The sequence below is a fragment of the Mesorhizobium sp. XAP4 genome, from assembly GCF_029269325.1.
Taxonomy (GTDB): domain Bacteria; phylum Pseudomonadota; class Alphaproteobacteria; order Rhizobiales; family Rhizobiaceae; genus Mesorhizobium; species Mesorhizobium ciceri.
On sequence record NZ_JARIXW010000004.1, the window covers coordinates 712,236 to 728,516 of the forward strand.

Below are 16,281 nucleotides of genomic sequence, written 5' to 3' on the forward strand. Positions count from 1 at the left end.
GACGATCAAGCGAAAAATCCTGAGCCACAGGTCAACAGGAATTGAACGTTGCTGGAACTCTGCGTCCCTTGCAAGGGATGACGTCTCACCAGTCTCCGACCGTTGCCTGCATCACCGCGAATGCGGCCACCGCCGCCGTATCGGCGCGCAGGATACGCGGGCCGAGCGGAATGGCGGTGACGAAGGGCAGGGCGCGCAGCATCTTGCGCTCGTCGTCGGAAAAGCCACCCTCCGGCCCGACCAGCAGCCCAAGCTTCTTTTCCTTGACCGCCTGCAGCGCGGCCAGCGGATTGTTGGTCGAAGCATCCTCGTCGCAGAAGATCAGCCGTCGCTCTGTGTCCCAGCCGGTCAACAGGCGGTCGAATTTTTCGGCTTCGCGCACCTGAGGCACCGCCAGGATGCCGCATTGCTCGGCGGCTTCGACGACATTGGCGCGCAGGCGATCGATCGACGGCTTGGCCACTTGCGTGTGCTGGGTAATGACCGGCTGCAGGATGCCGGCGCCCATCTCGACCGCCTTCTGCACGAGATAATCGAGCCGGCCCTGCTTCAGCGGCGCAAAGCAGTAGACGAGATCGGGCAGAGGCGGCTGCGGCCGCTGCAGCGCCGACACCTTCAGCCGCACCGCCCTTTTCGTCTTCGCCGATATGGCCGCCGACCACTCGCCGTCGCGGCCATTGAACACCAGGATTTCGGCGCCTTCGCCAAGCCGCAGCACATGCAGGAGATAGTGGCTCTGCTGTTGGCCGGCCTCGAATTCGATGTCCGGCGCGAGATCGTCGGTCACGAACAGACGTTGCATTTTGTAATTGGCGCGCATCGCCGAGGAATGAGCGAGCCGGCCGCCGGCGTCAAGCCTCGGCGGTCGGATGCCACACCGGCCGAAAGCCGTGCCGCAGCACGCAGAGCGTCGTGGCCGGCGTCAGTAGCGAGAGTGTCTTGCTTTTGAGCATGTCGAAATCGTTGGGGTGCTCATATCCCGCAAAGGACCAGCGCAGTGCCTTGCCGCTACGCAGGGCATAAACAGTGCCGCCATCCGCAACCACGACGCCGTCCGGCAGGCCGGCAAGGTCTTCAACCGCAATCACCGGCGGCTTGCCGCCTGACGCCAGCCGCTCCTTGTGCAGCCGCTTGTCGACCATCGGCGCGCGCGGTTCGGCGATGCCGAAGGCTTCGCCGAAGCGGCCGACGAAATCCCTGGCCCGTTCGCGCTGGCAAAAGAAGCAGGGGCGATGCCCGGCCGCCAGTGCGGTCACCTCGTCGAGGAAGAACAGCTCGGTCCAGCCCGCTTTACCGCCCTTCCTGTTGCGGCCCATCGGTTCGCGCCGCACATTTCGGAATTGGCAGACGCAGATGATCCAGGCTTGAAGCGCCCAGCGCTTTTTCTTGAGCGTCTTCGTCTCGGGGTCGTGGATGATGCCGCGATTGCCGGTGAACATGCCGCGATCGGGCACGGCATGGATGGCGCCGAACGGATCGACCCGGTTCTGCAGTGGCATAGTTTTCTCTCCGGACACGCATCTTGGCTGCAATGCGAGCGGCATGATATCGCTCGTCGCAGCTTTTTCATGTCAGCAGGGTTTTGCGATGCGGGTGCTGGTGGTCCAGAACTACGACAATACCGGCCTCGGCCAGGTCGGCGCAGCACTTGCGGAAGCGGGCGCCGATCTCGACCTGCGTCTCCCTTACAGGGGCGATCCCCTGCCGGATGACGCGGCCGGGCATGATGCCATGGTGGTGCTCGGCGGGGGCCAGAATGCGCTGGCCGACGATGAGTATCCCTATTTCCCGGCACTGCTCGAACTGACCCGCGACTTTGCCGACAAGGATCGCGCCGTGCTCGGCATCTGCCTGGGCAGCCAGCTCGTCGCTCGTGCCTTTGGTGGCGAGAACCGTATCGGCGGCGCCAATGAGTTCGGTTGGCACGGCGTGTCGCTGACGCCTGACGCCAAGGCCGATCCGGTTCTGGGCGCTCTACCGGCAAAGTTCCCGATCTTCCAATGGCACGACGACACCTTCGTGTTGCCCGAAAACGCCGTACGGCTTGCCGGCAACGAGGTCGCCGAGAACCAGGCGTTTCGCGTCGGCCGAGCCGTGTACGGTTTCCAGTTTCATTTCGAGGCCGACCGGCCGATGGTCAAGGACTGGAGCGCGTCCTTTGCCCCGACCATCGCTGCGCGCCATCCCGACTGGGCCGGCAAGCTCGATGGCGAAATGGCCCGCAACGGGCCCGATGCGGATGCCGCTGGCCTCGCCATTGCCCGGGCCTGGGTAGCGACCATCTGAGCGTTGGTCTCTCCGTACCCTCCAGCGTGACATAATTGGCACGCGGCGGTGAAACCGCCTGGGGAAAACGGTTTCATTCTTGGCTTGTGTCCGCCCGCCATCCTAGAAGGCGCGCGCTCTGCATCTTCTGTGCAACGGCTATGAACCTTTTGTGTGACCCGCGCGACACACCGTTGATACAGAACATGCCTAGAAGCGCAAAATCGTCGAAACTTTGAAGCGAATTCTCCGTTTCAACGCATTGGTAACCGCCTGGTGCACAGATGCAGAAAGCTCAACAAGAGATGACCTCCGTGAAAGCAGCGCTTCTGTCCTTTGCCATGTTGTCCGCCATCGTGCTGTGCGGTCTCGGCATCTATGCCGCCGACGCAGCCAACAACCACAACGCCGTCGACGGTTACGGCGTCACCGCCTCGCTGCGCTAAAGCGGGAAGCGTCTTTCGCGTCCTCCGACGCGCGGCGCTCAAGCTTCCTTAATCGTCATTGTCAGGATGCGTTTGTCCGCGCCGTCGATGACGAGCGCGCTCAGCATGCCTGATTGCCAGGCAAGCGTGTCGACATTGACGCGGTTTGCCATCACTTCCGCCTCCGGCACCGGCGTGTGGCCGTGCACCACGATCTTCGGATAGAGGTCGGGGTGGTTGTGGAAGACGTCGCGGATCCAGATCAGATCCTGCGGGTTTTGCTTCTCCAGAGGAATGCCCGGCCTGATGCCGGCATGGCAGAAGAAGAAGTCCCCGAAAGTCACGGAAAACGGCAGCGATCGCAGGAAGTCGATGTGGCTTTGCGGCACGGCCTCGACCAGTGCCTGATGTCCTCTGCGCACGGCCGATTCGGCCTTGCCGAACCACACGCTTGTGCCTTCACTGATCGTTACGCCGTAAGACTGTGCCGTCTGGATGCCGCCGAACCGGATGAAAAGCCCTTCCGGGTCAGGGGTCTTGAGAAAATCGAGAAAGCCGATGTCGTGGTTGCCGGCCAGCATCAGGTGACGAGGGTCTCGCTCTTGCGCTTCGATCAGGAAATCGATGACGCCCTTCGAGTCCGGCCCGCGGTCGACATAGTCGCCAAGATGGATGACGCGCCAGTCGGCAGGCGCCTCCTGCTCGATCTCGGCCCTGATGCGCAGATGCATGGCGGCCAGCAGGTCGAGCCGGCCGTGGACGTCGCCGATCGCATAGAGACGGATGCCGTCCGGCCCATGCGCGTCGAGAAAATGGATGCCGGATTCTGCCAACTTTTCGGTGTCTCCGTGGTCAGGCGGTCACGGGACCTGGCGCCGGAGCTGGTCCTTGCCCATGTCGGTGACAAGACGCTTTCCGCACAGCGCCAGCGTGATGTCCATCTCCTTGCGGATGATTTCCAACGCCTTGGTAACCCCTTCCTTGCCAAGCGCCCCCAGGCCGTAAAGAAACGGCCGGCCGATATAGGTTCCCTTGGCACCGAGGCAAAGCGCCTTCAGGACATCCTGGCCGGAGCGGATGCCGCCATCCATATGCACTTCGATCGTGTCGCCGACCGCGTCGGCAATCTCTTCCAGCACGCCGATCGACGACGACGCACCATCGAGCTGGCGCCCGCCATGGTTGGAAACGATGATCGCGTCGGCGCCGGTCTTGGCCGCCATCAGCGCGTCCTCCTTGTCGAGAATGCCCTTGAGGATCAGCTTGCCGCCCCAGCGCTCCTTGATCCAGGCGACGTCCTTCCACGACAGATGCAGGTCGAACTGCTCCGTCGTCCACGATGCCAGCGAGGCCATGTTGCCGACGCCCTTGGCGTGGCCGACAATGTTGCGGAAGGTCCGCCGCTTGGTGCCGGCCATGGCGGCGCACCAGCGCGGGCGGATGGCCATGTCGACGATGTTGGTCAGCGTCAGCTTGGGTGGCGCCGAAAGCCCGTTGCGGATGTCCTTGTGACGCTGACCGAGAATCTGCAGGTCGAGCGTCAGCACGAGCGCCGAGCATTTCGCCGCCTTTGCCCTGTCGATCAGGTTGAGCACGAAATCCTTGTCACGCAGCACATAGAGCTGAAACCAGAACGGCTTCGTGGTAACCGAGGCGACATCCTCGATCGAGCAGATGCTCATCGTCGACAAGGTAAACGGCACGCCGAATTCCTCCGCCGCCTGCGCCGCCAGCATCTCGCCATTGGCGTGCTGCATGCCGGTCATGCCGGTTGGCGCCAATGCCACCGGCATAGACACTTTTTCGCCGATCATCGTCGATGCCAGCGAACGGTTGTCCATGTCGACGAGGACGCGCTGGCGGAACTTGATCTTCTGGAAATCCTCCTCGTTGGCCCGATACGTGCTTTCGGTCCACGAACCGGAATCGGCATAGTCGAAGAACATCTTCGGCACACGCCGGCGTGCGAGGTCCTTGAGGTCGGCGATGGTCAGGATCTGGCTCATGGGCTTCCCGTTTCGATAGCTAGGAGCGTTTGCGTGCTGGTTCTGTATCGGTGGCGTCAACGCGCTGTTTCAACCTCAGCCGCGAGACGCGCTGCCAGTCGCCGCTGCGCTCGGCCTCCGCCATCGACCGTTCGACATAGGTGATGTGGTCCATCGCCGCCTGGCGGGCGGTGGCCGGGTCGCCGGCCTTCACCGCCGCATGGATCGCCCGGTGCTGCGCGAGCAGGGCGTCGCGCGCGCCGGGTACGGTGAACACCAGCAGCCGGTTCTGGAACACGCCCTCCGACAGCAGCCGATAACAGGAGCGCAGCGTGTGCAAAAGGATGATGTTGTGTGCGCATTCGCAGATCGCGTGGTGGAACTCGACGTCGATCTCGGCCTCGTCGTCGAAGTCGCCGGTCCGGTGCGCATCGTCCATGCGTGCCATGATCTTGTCGAGCAGCGCCATGTCGTCTGGGGTGGCGCGCCGTGCCGCATATTCAGCCGCAACCCCTTCGATCTCGCGGCGGTATTCCAGATAGTCGGTCACTGCCTTGCGGTGCATCGAGATCAGGTCCGTCACCGGTTTGGTGAAGAGCTGGCCGATGACATCGGCGACATGCGTGCCGCCGCCGGGCCTTGTCGTCAAAAGGCCGCGTCCTTCCAGTGCCTTCAGGGCGTCACGCAGGATCGGCCGCGATACGTCGAACTGGCGTGCAAGCTCGCGCTCGCCCGGCAGCCGGTCGCCGGTGCGCAGCACGCCTTCGAGGATGAGGCTCTCGATCTGCTGCACCACCTCGTCGGCGGTGCGCGAATGCTCGATCCTGGAAAAAATGTCGCTCAACAGAATGCCTGGAAGGTGAACCGGTGCCGCAGAATAGAGCCTGCCTCGCCAACTGGTCAAATTATTTATCCAATTGACAAAAAGCAGGCCGATTTCCCGCCCGATCCCGTGATCTTCGGCTAACTTTGCCGTTTGCGTCGTCAGGCCATTGGCACTAGAGGGACGCGAGTGCAAGCGGGTTCAAGGAAACCCCCGGGGAACAAGCCGTGTCAGACGACCCGTCCGATCTCGAATTCCAGCCGCGCGCCAAGGGCAGCGTCATGGGCTTTCCCGCGCATGAGGGCCGGCCCGGCGCACTCGGCGAGGTTCATGCCCGGCCGCATCCGCTGATCGAAAAGCCACGCGTCCTGATGCAACTCGCCTTCATGACGGAGGGCGGCTCCGGCGTCGACCACGCGGTGCTTTCCGAACTGTCGCGGCGCCTCGGCATCGCCGCGCCCGACCGCCAGGCCCGCCACCATGCCATGAAATGGGGCAAGGGCTCGCTGCGCTGGGAGCGGCACACCGAATTCTCGACCTATTTGTGGGAAGGGCCGCTTTCCGAAAGCGGCAGGACGCAGGAGGACTCACCCTTCGGCAACGGGTTTTCCCCGCCGGGAACCTGCATCTCCGGCATCAGGCTCGAAATCCGCAAATGGACGCAAGCAAGCGAGCAACTGATAGCCGGTTTCGATCCGACCAGCCTGTGCTACTCGCTGGTCGAGCGCGGAAACGCCGCCATCGTCACCGATTTTCGCCAGGATGGCGATGGCCTGACGCGCATGCTGCTGCTCGATCGCGGCTTGACCCCGGCGCGCACCGGCGCGTTGTCACAGCGGCTTATCGACATCGAGACCTATCGGACGCTGGCCATGCTCGGCCTGCCGCTGGCGTTGACCTTGTCCGGCCGCGCCCGCCGCATCGAAGACCGGCTGGCGCAGACCACGCTGGAAATGAAGGTCGCCGGGACACGGGACAGCCAGACCTTGCTGGCCGATCTGACCGAACTTGCGGCGGAGCTGGAGGCGGACGCGGCGTCGAGCCTTTACCGTTTCGGCGCCAGCCGCGCCTATGACGGCATCGTCGGCGAACGGCTGGACGCACTCGAGGAAGAGGCTGTGCCCGGCTATGACACATGGCGCGGGTTCCTGCAGCGCCGTGTGGCGCCCGCAATGCGCACCTGCCGCTCGGTCGAGGAGCGGCAGGAAAATCTATCGCGAAAACTGACCCGCGCCACGACGCTGCTGCGCACCTGGGTCGATGTCGAGGTCGAGAAGCAGAACCGCGACCTGCTTGCCTCGATGAACAACCGGGCCCGCCTGCAATTGCGCCTGCAGCAGACCGTCGAGGGGCTCTCGGTCGCCGCCGTCTCCTATTATGTGGTCGGCCTTGTCGGCTATGTCGCCAAGGGCGCCTCGATCTTCGGCCATGCCTTCGCGCCGGAGATCATTACCGCTGCTTCGGTGCCTGTCGCCATCCTGCTGGTCTGGTGGGGCGTGCGCCGCGTGCGCCGGATGCACTCCGAACCCGGCAAGCCGCCCGGCGAATAGCAGCGGCAGATTGCCGCTGCGTAAGCCTGTCTCCGCCTTGAAGTTGGATTCGCCGCCATTACAGGATTTGCACCCAACGCGCTTCACTGGTAAAAGATTTTGACCAGTCAAGCGAAATGAGGCTGCTGATGTCCGGCCTGGCCATGCCGAAACCAGACGATGCCACGATGCGCCGGCGCGACGAGATCGTCGCCGACATGCGCATCATCGTGCCGGGTGAGGGCGTCGTCGACGCCGCCAATTCCATGCGCGCCTTCGAGAGCGACGGCTTGACCGCCTATCGGCAGCTGCCGCTGGTCGTCGTGCTGCCGCAAACGGTGGCGCAGGTTTCGCGCGTGCTGAAATACTGCAACGACCGCAACATCCGCGTCGTGCCGCGCGGCTCCGGCACCTCGCTGTCGGGCGGGGCGCTGCCGCTCGAGGACGCGGTGCTGCTGGTCATGAGCCGTTTCAACCGTATCCTCGGGATCGATTTTCCCAATCGCGTCGTCGTTGCCCAGCCGGGCGTCACCAATCTCGGCATCACCACCGCCGTCGAGCAGGAGGGCTTTTACTACGCCCCCGATCCATCCTCCCAGATCGCCTGCTCGATCGGCGGCAATGTCGCGGAGAATTCCGGCGGCGTGCACTGCCTGAAATACGGCCTCACAGCCAACAATGTGCTCGGCATCGAGATGGTGCTGATGAATGGCGAGGTGGTGCGGCTGGGCGGCAGTCACCTCGATGCGGAAGGCTACGACCTGCTCGGCGTCATGACCGGGTCCGAAGGGCTGCTCGGCGTCGTCACCGAGGTCACCGTGCGCATCCTGAAGAAGCCGGAGACGGCACGTGCACTGCTGATCGGCTTCCCGACCAGCGAGCAGGGCGGCCAGTGCGTTGCCGACATCATCGGCGCCGGCATCATCCCGGGCGGCATGGAGATGATGGACCGGCCGGCGATCCATGCGGCGGAAGATTTCGTTCATGCCGGCTATCCCCTCGATGTCGAGGCGCTGCTGATCGTCGAGCTCGACGGGCCGGGCGTCGAGGTCGATCATCTGATCGGGCTGGTCGAGGCGATCGCCTACAAGAACGGCTCGACCACCTGCCGCATTTCGCAGTCCGAACAGGAACGGCTGAGCTTCTGGGCCGGCCGCAAGGCGGCGTTTCCGGCCGTCGGCCGCATCTCGCCCGACTACTACTGCATGGACGGCACCATCCCGCGCAAGGAGCTGCCGCGCGTGCTCGCCGGCATGCGCGAGCTGTCGGAAAAATACGGTCTCGGCGTCGCCAATGTCTTTCATGCCGGTGACGGCAATCTGCATCCGCTGATCCTCTACGACGCCAACGTACCGGGCGAACTCGACAAGGCCGAAAGTTTCGGCGCCGATATATTGCGGCTCTGCGTCAAGGTCGGCGGCGTCTTGACCGGCGAACACGGTGTGGGCGTGGAAAAACGCGACCTGATGCCGGAAATGTTCACCCAGATCGATCTCGACCAGCAGATGCGCGTCAAATGTGCCTTCGATCCCAACCATCTGCTCAACCCGGGAAAAGTATTTCCGCAGCTGCGGCGATGCGCCGAGCTTGGGCGGATGCATGTGCACCGCGGGCAGGTGGCGTTTCCGGACATTCCGAGGTTTTGAGGGTGATGACGGCGCGTGAACACCCCCCTCTGTCCTGCCGGACATCTCCCCCTCAAGGGGGGAGATTGGCAGCTTGCGCGCCTCGCCCTTCCGTCATCATTGAAGATTGGCGAAGCCATATGCGACATCTGATCTCCCCCCTTGAGGGGGAGATGTCCGGCAGGACAGAGGGGGGCGCCAGGGAACTCGGCATATCCGAACTCGCATCTGGCGCGGTCTCTTCATGACCACCTTCACCCCGACCACCCCATCCGAAGTCCTCTCCACCATAGCCTGGGCCGTGGCGGAAGAGGCGCCGCTCGAACTCCTTGGCCATGGCTCCAAGCGTGGCATCGGCCGGCCGCTGCAAACCGAACACACGCTCGACCTGTCGAAATTATCTGACGTCACGCTCTATGAACCGGCTGAACTGGTGCTGTCGGCCAAGGCAGGCACACCGTTGGCCGAGATCGAAAAACTGCTGGCGGAAAACGGCCAGCAGCTCGCTTTCGAGCCGATGGATTACGGCCCGCTGCTTGGTGGCGAACCGGGCAAAGGTACGATCGGCGGTGTGCTCGGCGCTAACCTCTCCGGTCCGCGCCGGCTCAAGGCGGGGGCCGCGCGCGACCATGTCCTGGGCATCAATGTGGTGTCCGGTCGTGGCGAGGCCTTCAAGTCGGGCGGTCGCGTGGTCAAGAACGTCACCGGCTATGACATGTCGAAGCTGATGGCCAACAGCTGGGGCACGCTGGCCGTCTTCACCGACGTCACCTTCAAGGTGCTGCCGGCAGCCGAGACCGAAGTCACGCTCGCCATCCGTAGCCTGCTCGACGATGCCGCGGCCGCCGCCATGGCCCTGGCGCTTGGCTCGAGTGCTGAAGTGTCGAGTGCCGCCCACCTGCCGGAGCGGATCGCCGCGCGCGTCGCCAGCGGCAGTCTCGGCAGCGAGGCTGCCACGCTGCTGCGCGTCGAGGGTTTCGGCCCGTCGGTCGCCTACCGCATCGCCGCGCTGAAAACGCTGCTCGGCAATGCCGGCCCGCTGGAGGAGATTGGCGGCGAGGTTTCACGGCTGATCTGGCGCGACGTTCGCGATTGCAGGCCTTTCGCCGACGGCAGCGAGAAGCCGGTCTGGCGCATCTCGATGACGCCTTCTCAGAGCCACCAGATGGTCCTGACGCTGCGCATGCAGGCCGCCGTCAGCGCCTTTTATGACTGGCAGGGCGGACTGGTTTGGCTGCGCATGGAACAGGGCGATCCGGAAGCCGCTCTGCTGCGCGGGCTGTTGAGGAAACATGGCGGCGGCCATGCGACGCTGGTGCGCGCCGCACCCTCGCATCGCGCCGCTCTACCGGTGTTCGAGCCGCAGCCGCCCGCTCTTGCTGCACTATCGGTCCGCCTGAAACAGGAATTCGACCCCAAGAATATCTTCAATCCCGGCCGCATGGCCTAGGACATCAGCGATGCAGACCAATTTTTCGCTTGCCCAGCTTGCCGATCCGCATGTCGCGGAATCGGAAAAGATCCTGCGCAAATGCGTGCATTGCGGCTTCTGCACCGCGACGTGCCCGACCTATGTGACACTCGGCAACGAGCTCGATTCACCGCGCGGGCGCATCTACCTGATCAAGGACATGCTGGAAAAAGGCCGTCCGGCCGACAAGCAGATCGTCACCCATATCGATCGCTGCCTGTCGTGCCTTGCCTGCATGAGCACCTGCCCGTCGGGCGTCAACTACATGCATCTGGTCGACCATGCCCGCGCCCATATCCAGGAGACCTACAAGCGGCCACTGCTCGACCGCCTGACCCGCGCCATGCTGGCCTTCGTACTGCCCTATCCCCAGCGCTTTCGCGCCGCGCTCAAGCTGGCGAAGCTGGGCAAGCCGTTCATAGGCTTGTTCGACAAGGTTCCGGCGCTGAAGCCGCTCAGTGCGATGCTCAAGCTTGCGCCGGCGTCGATCCCGGCAGCTTCGCCGATAGGCTCGCCGGGCATCCATGTCGGGCAGGGGACCAAAAGAGGTCGTGTCGCCATCCTCACCGGCTGCGCGCAATCGGTGCTCGATCCCGCCATCAACGAGGCGACGATTTCGCTGCTGACGCGGCTCGGCGTCGAGGTCTTGGTGCCGCCGGGCGAAGGCTGTTGTGGTGCGCTGGTCCATCATATGGGGCGCGAACAGGCCGCGCTTGCCTCGGCGAGGCAGAATGTCGACGCCTGGACACGCGCCCTCGACCAGGGCGGGCTCGATGCCATCGTCATCACCGCCTCGGGCTGCGGCACGACGATCAAGGACTACGGTTTCATGCTGCGGCTCGACCCGGCCTATGCCGACAAGGCCGCACGCGTCTCGGCACTGGCCAAGGACGTTACCGAATATCTCTCGACCCTCGACCTGCCCGAACCGGTTCGCAAGCCGGGCACTGTCGTCGCCTATCACTCGGCCTGCTCGATGCAGCACGGCCAGAAGATCACCCGCCAGCCGAAAGAACTGCTGGCCAAGGCCGGCTTCATCGTGCGCGAGCCGCGCGAAGGGCATCTCTGCTGCGGCTCTGCCGGCACCTACAACATCCTGCAGCCCGAGATCTCGGCCAAACTGCGCGACCGCAAGGTGAAAAACATCGAGGCGACGGGGGCCTCGATCGTCGCCACCGGCAACATAGGCTGCATCACGCAAATCGCTTCCGCCGCGAAGATGCCGGTGGTGCACACGATAAAGCTGCTCGACTGGGCCTATGGTGGGCCGAAGCCGGAAGGTGTTCTGGAAGAAAGCCTGATCGCTGCGGAATAGGTCGCCCTGTCCTTACTCCGCCGCAAGCCTGTCGGCCGTACCGTAGGTCGCCTCATAAAGCGCGCGCTGGCGGCTGAGCGCGACCATGGTGTTGCGCAGCAGGATGGCGACCGTGATCGGGCCGACGCCGCCCGGCACCGGGGTGATCCAGGAGGCGACCTCGCGCACGCTTTCAGTGTCGACGTCGCCGACGATGCGGCTGGAGCCGTCGGGGGCGATTTCGGAATTGATGCCGATGTCGATGACGGCAGCGCCCGGCTTGACCATGTCGGCCTTGATCAGCCGCGGCTTGCCGACGGCAACGAACAGCGCATCGGCGCGCCTTGCATGGGCGGCGACCGATCGCGTCATGTGGTGGCAGACCGTCACCGTCGCGCCTTCGCTCATCAACAGGAAGGCGATCGGCTTGCCGACGATTTCCGAATGGCCGACGATGACGACTTCCAGTCCCTTGAGGTCGAGGCCGGTCTCCTTCAGCAGCTCGACCGAGGCGGCCGCCGTGCAAGGCGCGAGATCGAGCTGGTTGTAGACGATGTTGCCGATCGAGGCCGGATGCATGCCTTCGACATCCTTCAGCGGATGCACCGCCGCTTGCAGCGTCTTGATGGGGATATGCGCTGGCACGGGCCGCTGGATGATGATGCCGGTAACGCGCGGATCGGCATTCAGGCCGTGGATCGCAGCTTCCAACTCGCCTGCTGTGATGGTGGCGGGAAAGCGCCGTTCCTCGAAATCGATGCCGGCGAGCTCAGCCTTGGCGCGCTGGTTGCGCACATAGACGTCCACCGCATCGGTGTCGCCGACGGTGATCGAGATCAGCTTGGGCGGAAAACCCTCGGCTTTGGCGATCGCTGCGTCCTCGGCAACGGCGGCGATGATGCGCTGGGCGACCGGGCCGCCCTTGAGATAACGGCTGTCTTCGGACAGAGGCATGGGTGAACTCTTTTGTGGAACTTGCCACCGAGATAGCAAAAGAATGCGGCAAAGGGCAGCATGAAAGCGAACCGCTATGCCCGTTGCGCGACGCGTGGGTGGCCTTTTGCCCTCGATTTCTGCTCAAAACGGAAAGGGCAGCGCGGTTTCCCGTGCTGCCCTTCCTGACCGGCCGCATCCCCATACGGCCCGTCCCCCGTATCCCTAAACTGGCCTCGAAACGCGGACTGCTTTGCCGGCCAGGTGATTCGCAAGGACTATTATATCACCTCGACCGTGGTTCCGACATTGACCCGCTCATAGAGATCGACGACGTCCTCGTTGCGCATGCGGATGCAGCCCGACGACACCGCGCCGCCGATCGTCCACGGCTGGTTGGTGCCATGGATGCGGTATTCGGTGGTGCCGAGGTAGAGCGCACGGGCACCAAGCGGGTTCTCCATGCCGCCGGCAAGATAGGTCGGCAAATAGCGGCCCTTGGCGGCTTCGCGCTTGATCATCTGCGCCGGCGGGCGCCAGTCCGGCCACTCGCGCTTGTTGGTGATCTTGTGCGTACCCGACCATTCGAAGCCCGGCTTGCCGGTGCCGACGCCATAGCGCCTTGCCTTGCCGTTCTTCTCGACCAGGAAGAGGAAATTCTGCGTGGTGTCGATGACGATCGTGCCCGGCTTCTGGCCTCCGTCATAGTCGACTTCCTGCGGCAGGTAGATCGGGTTGATCTGGGGACGCGCGACCATGCGCTTGGCCGGCGGCTGCACCGCCGCCGTCTGCACCCGGTCGGGCTGCGCCGGGCGCAGGCGTCGCTGCTGCTGCACCACCTGCCGGTTCTGGCGCACGATGCCGGGCGCATGGCCAAGCTGCAGCACCCAGGGTGCGGAAAGGTCGGGGCTCACCATCACCGGCGGCCTGTCGGCATAGCGGTCGCCGGCGGTTGAGGGTGTGACGCCGGCGGCAAACACAGCCACGGCGCCGAGCACGGGAAACAACACTGTCTTCATCGTAACGCACCTTGATCGTCTGATACAAACGGGTGGAAACGTCCTCCCGGTTCGGCGATCATTGGCGCGCAAGCAGCAACCGAAACATGAATCGGAATGCGTAAAATGCGGCTTTGTCAGTAAACCTTTTGGTGTGGTTACCGCCGGGTTCACGAATCTGGTAAAGCCGCAGTAAATGCCGCGCAAAGCGCGTTAACGAACGGATTTTGGCCTATGGACAAGGAACACACCGGCCTGCTCGCCGGCCCCGACGGTGTCGCGCGCTGCTTCTGGCACGGCAATCTGCCCGACTATCTGCACTATCACGATCATGAATGGGGCCGGCCTGTGGCCGACGACCGCAGGCTGTTCGAAAAGATCTGCCTGGAAGGCTTTCAGTCGGGCCTGTCGTGGCTGACCATACTGCGCAAGCGGGAGAATTTTCGCGAAGCCTTCGCCAATTTCGAATTCGACAAGGTAGCAAGCTTCACCGACAAGGATGTCGAGCGCCTGCTCGGCAATGCCGGCATCATCCGCCATCGCGGCAAGATCGTCTCGACCATCAACAACGCCAGGCGCGCCCGCGAAATGGTGGACGAATTCGGCTCACTGGCCGCCTGGTTCTGGAAGTTCGAACCCGGCAAGGACGAGCGGCCGCAAATCGTCGACCTCGCCCATCTGCGCGCGAACCCGACAACGGCCGTCTCGGTGCGGATCTCGAAGGAGCTGAAGAAGCGCGGCTGGAGCTTTGTCGGCCCGACCACGGTCTACGCCTTCATGCAGGCCATGGGCCTGGTCAACGACCACCTCGAGGGCTGCGCCTGCCGCCAAGAGGTCGAGAAGCAGCGGAAGGCTTTCAGGCGGCCGAAATAGGCTCAGGTGCCGTTGGCGCTGGCCAGCACCAGGCCGGCGACGATCGCCACCACCGTGGCCAGGGTCGGATAGATCACCAGCAGGCCGGTCATCAACGCGTCGCGCATGGATGGTCCCTTGCCGGTGTCGGCGGGTACTTCGAACGGTCCGGCAGCCTGGCTGACCATTCTCGGGACGTTGATGTCGGCCGGGCGCAAGCGTGCGGACAATCCGGCATCGCTGTCGATGGCATGGAATCTTGCTGTGCTGGTCATGGCCGCGAACCCCTCATTCCCGCGCTTTATCGGCGGCGATTGTGTCGGCACGATGCCGCACGCATGGCGGGATTGTTTCATTTGCGGTCCGGATTGGTTTCAAGGAGGTGCGGCGTCGCCTTCTCTCATCGGCAGCGCCAGAGGTCTGACCCTTGCCGCATCCGACCTCTTCGGTTAGGACACCCGCGTTGCGAAAATCGCAACATTGCCGACCTGCAAGCATCATAAAACGCCGAGCAAACACCCCATGGCCGATAAATCGGAAAAGACGAAAGCGCGACTGCCGCGCGGCTTTGCCGACCGCAGCGCCGAGGACATCCGCGCCGTCGAGAAGATGATGGCGACGATCCGCTCGGTCTATGAGCTTTACGGCTTTGAGCCGGCCGACCAGCCGCTGATCGAATACACCGATGCGCTCGGAAAATTCCTCCCCGACCAGGACCGGCCGAACGAAGGCGTGTTCTCCTTCCAGGATGACGACGACCAGTGGCTGTCGCTGCGCTACGACCTGACCGCGCCGACGGCGCGTTATGTCGCCGAGAATTACGAGCGGCTGCCAAAACCTTACCGCAGCTATCGCTCAGGCTGGGTGTTCCGCAACGAGAAGCCCGGCCCCGGCCGCTTCCGCCAGTTCATGCAGTTCGATGCCGACACGATCGGCACGCCGGGTGTGGCCGCCGACGCCGAAATGGCCATGATGATGGCCGACGTCATGGAAGCGCTGGGCATCAAGCGCGGCGACTACGTCATCCGCGTCAACAACCGCAAGGTGCTGGATGGCGTGCTGGAGGCGATCGGCCTTGGCGGCGAGGAGAATGCCGGCCGCCGGCTGACGGTGTTGCGTGCGATCGACAAGCTCGACAAGCTCGGGCCGGAAGGCGTGAAGCTTTTGCTTGGCCCGGGCCGCTGGGACGGCGGCAAGGAGGGCGAAGGCGACTTCGCCAAGGGCGCCGGGTTGAACAACGGGCAAGCCGAGGCGGTTCTTCTCGCGACTGCGAGGACTATACAGGCCGGCCAGGATTCCATGGTCAGTTCGAACGCGATCTACCAGGAAGGCGTCGGCGAACTCGCCACGATTGAAGCGCTGGTCAGGGCGGCCGGATATGACGAAGACCGGATTGCCATGGACCGCTCGGTCGTGCGCGGCCTCGAATACTACACCGGCCCTGTCTTCGAAGCCGAGCTTCTGGCCGAAATCCCCAACGAAGACGGCCAGATCGTGCGCTTCGGTTCGGTCGGTGGCGGCGGGCGCTATGATGGCCTCGTCTCGCGCTTCCGTGGCGAGCCGGTGCCGGCAACCGGTTTTTCCATCGGCGTCTCCAGGCTGATGACCGCGCTGAAGAACCTCGGCAAGCTTGATGCCTCGGACGTGATTGCGCCGGTCGTCGTGCTGGTGATGGACAAGGACACCGACAGCCTCGGCCGCTACCAGAAGATGGTGGCGGAGCTGCGCGCCGCCGGCATTCGGTCCGAAATGTATCTCGGCGGCGCCGGCATGAAGGCGCAGCTCAAATATGCCGACCGCCGCGGCTGTCCGGTCGCCATCATCCAGGGCGGCGACGAGCGCGCCAAGGGCGAGCTGCAGATCAAGGATTTGATCGAAGGCGCGCGCATGTCTGCCGAAATATCAGACAACGCCGAATGGCGCGCCGCACGCCCGGCGCAGGTGACGGTGGCGGAGGGCGAGCTGGTCGTCGAGGTGAGGAAGATATTGGCGGCGCAGGCTGAGGAGAGGGCGCGTGGCAAGTAGAGGCCGCGTTGGCGCCTCTGGTTTGGGACCAGAGGGTCGTGCAGCACTGAGGTCAG

The 16,281-nt window shown here is 64.0% G+C and carries 16 protein-coding genes; 8 read left to right on the forward strand and 8 right to left on the reverse strand.

Annotated elements, in window-relative coordinates; genetic code table 11:
• Positions 1-85: 85 nt before the first annotated feature.
• Both P3C39_RS20895 and P3C39_RS20900 read right to left on the reverse strand, forming a co-directional pair.
• Entirely contained in the window at positions 86-820 is a 735-nt protein-coding gene (locus P3C39_RS20895; protein WP_013530342.1) for a 16S rRNA (uracil(1498)-N(3))-methyltransferase, read from the reverse strand.
• Positions 821-851: 31 nt separating this feature from the next.
• Positions 852-1,499 (reverse strand): hypothetical protein, encoded by a 648-nt coding sequence (locus P3C39_RS20900; RefSeq protein WP_063170128.1) that lies wholly within the window; start codon positions 1,497-1,499, stop codon positions 852-854.
• An 88-nt stretch (positions 1,500-1,587) separates the two neighbouring features.
• Between P3C39_RS20900 and P3C39_RS20905 the strand changes: the two genes are divergently transcribed.
• Positions 1,588-2,286, forward strand: coding sequence for a type 1 glutamine amidotransferase (locus P3C39_RS20905; RefSeq protein ID WP_063170470.1), 699 nt, complete (start codon positions 1,588-1,590; stop codon positions 2,284-2,286).
• Between the two features lie 293 nt (positions 2,287-2,579).
• Complete coding sequence (locus P3C39_RS20910) at positions 2,580-2,711, forward strand: hypothetical protein (protein WP_013893872.1); 132 nt, start codon at positions 2,580-2,582, stop codon at positions 2,709-2,711.
• A gap of 38 nt (positions 2,712-2,749) precedes the next feature.
• On the opposite strand, the gene P3C39_RS20915 is transcribed toward P3C39_RS20910, so the two are convergent.
• From P3C39_RS20915 to P3C39_RS20925, 3 genes are read right to left on the reverse strand one after another with little or no spacing between them, the layout of a single operon-like run.
• A complete protein-coding gene (locus P3C39_RS20915) occupies positions 2,750-3,523 on the reverse strand; it encodes a metallophosphoesterase (protein WP_063170129.1) in 774 nt (257 codons plus the stop codon).
• A 27-nt stretch (positions 3,524-3,550) separates the two neighbouring features.
• Positions 3,551-4,696 (reverse strand): alpha-hydroxy acid oxidase, encoded by a 1,146-nt coding sequence (locus tag P3C39_RS20920; RefSeq protein WP_013530347.1) that lies wholly within the window; start codon positions 4,694-4,696, stop codon positions 3,551-3,553.
• Between the two features lie 19 nt (positions 4,697-4,715).
• The gene (locus tag P3C39_RS20925; protein ID WP_032808722.1) at positions 4,716-5,519 is read right to left on the reverse strand and encodes an FCD domain-containing protein; all 804 of its coding nucleotides are present in this window, start codon (positions 5,517-5,519) and stop codon (positions 4,716-4,718) included.
• Between the two features lie 206 nt (positions 5,520-5,725).
• On the opposite strand from P3C39_RS20925, the gene P3C39_RS20930 reads away from it, so the two are divergent.
• From P3C39_RS20930 to glcF, 4 genes are all read left to right on the forward strand, one after another.
• Positions 5,726-7,048, forward strand: coding sequence for a DUF3422 family protein (locus tag P3C39_RS20930; RefSeq protein WP_013530349.1), 1,323 nt, complete (start codon positions 5,726-5,728; stop codon positions 7,046-7,048).
• Between the two features lie 128 nt (positions 7,049-7,176).
• Positions 7,177-8,673, forward strand: coding sequence for an FAD-linked oxidase C-terminal domain-containing protein (locus P3C39_RS20935; protein WP_013530350.1), 1,497 nt, complete (start codon positions 7,177-7,179; stop codon positions 8,671-8,673).
• Positions 8,674-8,896: 223 nt separating this feature from the next.
• Positions 8,897-10,102: an FAD-binding protein gene (locus P3C39_RS20940; protein WP_024502329.1), complete on the forward strand. Its 1,206-nt coding sequence runs from the start codon at positions 8,897-8,899 to the stop codon at positions 10,100-10,102.
• 10 nt (positions 10,103-10,112) lie between these two features.
• The gene (gene glcF / locus P3C39_RS20945) at positions 10,113-11,438 is read left to right on the forward strand and encodes a glycolate oxidase subunit GlcF (protein WP_063170130.1); all 1,326 of its coding nucleotides are present in this window, start codon (positions 10,113-10,115) and stop codon (positions 11,436-11,438) included.
• A gap of 12 nt (positions 11,439-11,450) precedes the next feature.
• Here the strand turns inward: glcF and P3C39_RS20950 are convergent, their stop codons facing one another.
• Positions 11,451-12,371, reverse strand: a complete 921-nt coding sequence (locus tag P3C39_RS20950) for a bifunctional 5,10-methylenetetrahydrofolate dehydrogenase/5,10-methenyltetrahydrofolate cyclohydrolase (protein WP_027160988.1) — start codon at positions 12,369-12,371, stop codon at positions 11,451-11,453.
• Between the two features lie 260 nt (positions 12,372-12,631).
• The gene (locus tag P3C39_RS20955) at positions 12,632-13,369 is read right to left on the reverse strand and encodes a L,D-transpeptidase (RefSeq protein ID WP_032808011.1); all 738 of its coding nucleotides are present in this window, start codon (positions 13,367-13,369) and stop codon (positions 12,632-12,634) included.
• Between the two features lie 213 nt (positions 13,370-13,582).
• On the opposite strand from P3C39_RS20955, the gene P3C39_RS20960 reads away from it, so the two are divergent.
• Positions 13,583-14,221 carry a DNA-3-methyladenine glycosylase I gene (locus P3C39_RS20960; protein ID WP_013530355.1) on the forward strand — a complete coding sequence of 213 codons (639 nt, stop codon included), beginning with the start codon at positions 13,583-13,585 and terminating at the stop codon, positions 14,219-14,221.
• Positions 14,222-14,223: 2 nt separating this feature from the next.
• On the opposite strand, the gene P3C39_RS20965 is transcribed toward P3C39_RS20960, so the two are convergent.
• Positions 14,224-14,475 carry a hypothetical protein gene (locus P3C39_RS20965; protein ID WP_275953934.1) on the reverse strand — a complete coding sequence of 84 codons (252 nt, stop codon included), beginning with the start codon at positions 14,473-14,475 and terminating at the stop codon, positions 14,224-14,226.
• Between the two features lie 247 nt (positions 14,476-14,722).
• On the opposite strand from P3C39_RS20965, the gene hisS reads away from it, so the two are divergent.
• On the forward strand, positions 14,723-16,225 hold the full coding sequence (hisS, locus tag P3C39_RS20970; RefSeq protein WP_027160986.1) for a histidine--tRNA ligase: 1,503 nt from the start codon (positions 14,723-14,725) through the stop codon (positions 16,223-16,225).
• Positions 16,226-16,281 lie beyond the last annotated feature (56 nt).

Coding starts and splice junctions, on each gene's coding strand:
- P3C39_RS20895 (WP_013530342.1), bottom strand. CDS start 820: ATGCGCGCCAATTACAAAATGCAACGTCTGTTCGTGACCGACGATCTC.
- P3C39_RS20900 (WP_063170128.1), bottom strand. CDS start 1,499: ATGCCACTGCAGAACCGGGTCGATCCGTTCGGCGCCATCCATGCCGTG.
- P3C39_RS20905 (WP_063170470.1), top strand. CDS start 1,588: ATGCGGGTGCTGGTGGTCCAGAACTACGACAATACCGGCCTCGGCCAG.
- P3C39_RS20920 (WP_013530347.1), bottom strand. CDS start 4,696: ATGAGCCAGATCCTGACCATCGCCGACCTCAAGGACCTCGCACGCCGG.
- P3C39_RS20935 (WP_013530350.1), top strand. CDS start 7,177: ATGTCCGGCCTGGCCATGCCGAAACCAGACGATGCCACGATGCGCCGG.
- P3C39_RS20940 (WP_024502329.1), top strand. CDS start 8,897: ATGACCACCTTCACCCCGACCACCCCATCCGAAGTCCTCTCCACCATA.
- glcF (WP_063170130.1), top strand. CDS start 10,113: ATGCAGACCAATTTTTCGCTTGCCCAGCTTGCCGATCCGCATGTCGCG.
- P3C39_RS20950 (WP_027160988.1), bottom strand. CDS start 12,371: ATGCCTCTGTCCGAAGACAGCCGTTATCTCAAGGGCGGCCCGGTCGCC.
- P3C39_RS20955 (WP_032808011.1), bottom strand. CDS start 13,369: ATGAAGACAGTGTTGTTTCCCGTGCTCGGCGCCGTGGCTGTGTTTGCC.
- P3C39_RS20960 (WP_013530355.1), top strand. CDS start 13,583: ATGGACAAGGAACACACCGGCCTGCTCGCCGGCCCCGACGGTGTCGCG.
- P3C39_RS20965 (WP_275953934.1), bottom strand. CDS start 14,475: ATGACCAGCACAGCAAGATTCCATGCCATCGACAGCGATGCCGGATTG.
- hisS (WP_027160986.1), top strand. CDS start 14,723: ATGGCCGATAAATCGGAAAAGACGAAAGCGCGACTGCCGCGCGGCTTT.